At 40.2% G+C, this 3,119-nt stretch carries 4 protein-coding genes; all 4 read right to left on the bottom strand.

The annotated features are described in order from the left end of the window. The coding region (locus M1381_05255) for a GTP-binding protein (protein MCL4478494.1) at positions 1 to 111 on the bottom strand (111 nt) is incomplete at its 3' end. Between the two features lie 20 nt (positions 112 to 131). Beyond that, positions 132 to 2,198, bottom strand: a complete 2,067-nt coding sequence (fusA, locus tag M1381_05250; GenBank protein MCL4478493.1) for an elongation factor G — start codon at positions 2,196 to 2,198, stop codon at positions 132 to 134. Between the two features lie 63 nt (positions 2,199 to 2,261). Then, complete coding sequence (gene rpsG, locus M1381_05245; GenBank protein ID MCL4478492.1) at positions 2,262 to 2,732, bottom strand: 30S ribosomal protein S7; 471 nt, start codon at positions 2,730 to 2,732, stop codon at positions 2,262 to 2,264. An 11-nt stretch (positions 2,733 to 2,743) separates the two neighbouring features. Further along, positions 2,744 to 3,118 carry a 30S ribosomal protein S12 gene (gene rpsL, locus M1381_05240; GenBank protein MCL4478491.1) on the bottom strand — a complete coding sequence of 125 codons (375 nt, stop codon included), beginning with the start codon at positions 3,116 to 3,118 and terminating at the stop codon, positions 2,744 to 2,746. Between the last annotated feature and the right edge of the window lies 1 nt (position 3,119).

Genomic DNA, 3,119 nt, shown 5'->3' with positions numbered 1-3,119 from the left:
CGATAATACCTTTGTTATAGCGGCCGTTAATGTGGTCTTCCCATGATCTATATGACCTATGGTACCAACATTCAAATGCGGCTTTGTTCTCTCAAATTTCGCCTTACCCATACTTATATGCCTCCTTTATGTCAAACGCCCTGTAATTTTTTTAAAACCGTTTCTGCTATCCCGGCTGGAACATGGTCGTACTGCAAAAACTCCATTGTAAATATGCCCCTGCCCTGGGTTGCTGATCGCAGTGTAGTCGCATACCCAAACATCTCTGCTAAAGGTATGTCTGCTTTTATAACATGCATGTTACCTTTAACCTCCATACCTATGATCTTACCTCGTCTCGAGCTTAAATCCCCTATAATCTCACCCATATACTCCTCGGAAACAATAACCTCAACCTTCATAATTGGTTCAAGCAACACCGGATGGGCGTTACGCATTGCATCTTTAAAAGCCATCGATGCGGCAATCTTAAAGGCAAGCTCCGATGAATCAACATCATGATAAGAGCCGTCATAGAGCGTTACTTCAATCCCAACCACCGGATACCCGCCGAGTATCCCGCTATCGGAAGTTTCCATGACGCCCTTTTCTACTGCAGGTATGTATTCCTTTGGGATTGATCCACCTATTATTTTGTTTACGAATTTTACATCATTGTCAAGAGTTACAGGTTTCAATGATAGATAAACATGCCCGTACTGGCCTCTTCCACCTGTTTGTTTTATATACTTGCCCTCTGCCTTTGCCGGAGCTGTTATCGTTTCTTTATATGCTACCATCGGCTTACCAACATTTGTTTCAACTCCGTGTTCTCTTTTTAGCCTGTCAACAATGATCTCGAGATGTAATTCACCCATACCTGAGATTATTGTTTGTCCTGTCTCGTGATCAACATTTAGTTTAAAAGATGGATCTTCTGTCGTAAGCTTATGAAGGGCCGAAGACAATTTATCCTGATCCGCTTTTGTCTTTGGCTCTATAGATACGGATAGAACGGGTTCTGGGAATTCCATTGATTCAAGAATAACAGGATGTTCCTCGGTACAAAGGGTATCACCTGTTGTAGTATATTTTAAACCTATTATTGCAACGATATCTCCCGACTCAACTTTTTTTACTTCCTGCTTTGCGTTTGCATGCATTCTTACGATTCTTGCAACCCTTTCTGTTTTGTCTTTCGACGAATTATAAACATAACTGCCAGCAGAAAGCGTGCCCGAATACAATCTAATGTATGTTAATTGCCCTATAAATGGATCGGTCATTATTTTAAAAGCAATTGCCGTAAAAGGTTCATCATCTGAAACTTTTATTATAGCCGGTTCTCCATCCGTTTTTTCACACGAGATCGGCGGAAGATCAACAGGCGAAGGCAGATAATCAACAATCGCATCGAGCAGCGGCTGAACACCTTTGTTTTTAAAAGAAGAACCACATAGGACTGGAACAGCTCTGGATTCTACTGTTCCTTTCCTAAGTGCCTTCCTTAGCTCATCTTCCTTTATCGGTTGCTCTGTCAAATACTTTTCAGTTAATCCTTCATCGAGTTCCGATATCGACTCAACCATCCGGATCCTTTTTAACTCCGCTTCAGAAAGGTATTCTTTGGGGATTTCCACTTCCCTGTATTTAGCACCGAGAGTATCGTCATCATAGACTATGGCTTTCATTGATATAAGATCTATTATACCTTTAAAGTCGCCTTCTTTGCCTAATGGAATTTGTACAGTAACGGGATTTGCATTAAGTCTTTTTTTAATCATATCAATGCACATATCAAAGTCGGCACCAACACGATCCATTTTATTTATATAAGCTAATCTAGGGACATTATACTTATTTGCCTGTTTCCACACCGTTTCCGATTGTGGCTCAACACCGCTTACAGCATCAAAAACCACAACAGCTCCATCGAGAACCCTCAGGGATCTTTCCACTTCGATTGTGAAATCTACATGCCCCGGCGTATCTATAATATTTATCATATAATCTTTCCAAACAGCTGTTGTGGATGCTGAAGTTATAGTTATGCCTCTCTCTCTCTCTTGCTCCATCCAGTCCATGGTTGTAGTTCCATCATCGATTTCTCCGATTTTATAGTTTACACCCGTATAATACAATATCCTCTCCGTTGTCGTAGTCTTCCCTGCATCTATGTGTGCCATTATTCCTATATTTCTTACAATCTTTTTATCCATATTTACAAAATGATATATCTATTGCCTCTTAATCCCTTAATTATTTGTCTAAAATTGTTGATACTACCAGCGATAATGAGCAAAAGCCCTGTTTGCCTCTGCCATTTTATGGGTATCTTCTCTTTTCTTTATTGCATTACCTTTACTCTCATAAGCATCAAGCATTTCTGATGCAAGCTTACTTGCCATACTTTTTTCCGATCTTTTCTGTGCCGCTGCTATAATCCATCTAAAAGCAAGTGCAATCTGCCTATTTTCCCGTACCTCTACAGGTACCTGATATGTAGCTCCGCCCACTCTTCTTGAGCGCGTTTCAAGAACGGGTTTTACATTATCTATAGCCTTTTTAACTATACTCAACGGATCTTCTTTTGCCTTATTTTGAATTATTTCCAAAGTGCCGTGCCAGATGTTTTGTGCCACGGTCTTCTTCCCCTGCTTCATTAAATAATTTACAAATTTATGAGCAAGCTGGTTGATATCTTCCACATCGGTAATACCAAATCTGTCCTTTATTTTAGTTTTTCTTCCCATATTAATAACCTTTAAGCCTTTTGCTTTTTAGCGCCATATTTTGATCTGCCTCTTTTCCTATCCTTTACACCGGTAGCATCAAGTGATCCTCTTACTATATGGTATCTAACACCCGGCAAATCCCTTACCCTTCCACCTCTGACGAGTACCACAGAGTGCTCTTGCAATTCATGACCAATACCCGGTATGTACGCTGTAACCTCTATACCGTTGGTTAACCTTACCCTTGCCACCTTTCTCAATGCAGAGTTAGGTTTTTTGGGCGTAGTTGTATATACCCTTACACAAACACCTCTTCTCTGAGGGTTGTTTTGTAAAGCTGTTGCTTTACTTTTTGTTTTTATTCTTTTTCTCGCTTTTCCTATAAGCTGGTTATAGTCAGGCAGA

The sequence above is a fragment of the Deltaproteobacteria bacterium genome, assembly GCA_023382265.1.
GTDB lineage: Bacteria > JAMCPX01 > JAMCPX01 > JAMCPX01 > JAMCPX01 > JAMCPX01.
Note: the sequence above shows the minus strand (reverse complement) of the source record. Positions and strands in the feature narration are given on the sequence as shown.